We start from the raw sequence: 281 nt of genomic DNA, 5'->3' as shown, positions 1-281 counted from the left end.
TAATGGCGCGAGACGGAATCGAACCGCCGACACATGGAGCTTCAATCCATTGCTCTACCAACTGAGCTACCGAGCCAAAATTGCGGGAGCAGGATTTGAACCTACGACCTTCGGGTTATGAGCCCGACGAGCTACCTAGCTGCTCCATCCCGCGATGTTCTAAATCTAGCTGCATTACCAACTAAGGAGGATGTGGGATTCGAACCCACGCACGCTTTTACACGCCTGACGGTTTTCAAGACCGTTCCCTTCAGCCGGACTTGGGTAATCCTCCAAATATA

Annotated in this window: 3 tRNA genes; all 3 read right to left on the bottom strand. The window is 52.0% G+C overall.

Annotated features, from left to right (window positions below):
* Positions 1–3: 3 nt before the first annotated feature.
* Positions 4–76, bottom strand: a tRNA-Phe gene (locus ACHUFA_RS11110).
* 4 nt (positions 77–80) lie between these two features.
* Positions 81–154: transfer RNA gene (locus ACHUFA_RS11105), tRNA-Met, on the bottom strand.
* 30 nt (positions 155–184) lie between these two features.
* Positions 185–274 (bottom strand) — tRNA-Ser (locus ACHUFA_RS11100).
* Between the last annotated feature and the right edge of the window lie 7 nt (positions 275–281).

Origin of the sequence: Streptococcus hepaticus (assembly GCF_043656315.1) — a bacterium.
Taxonomy (GTDB): Bacteria; Bacillota; Bacilli; order Lactobacillales; family Streptococcaceae; genus Streptococcus; species Streptococcus hepaticus.
The sequence above is the reverse complement of the archived record's forward strand: the minus strand, read 5'-3'. Positions and strand labels throughout refer to the sequence as shown.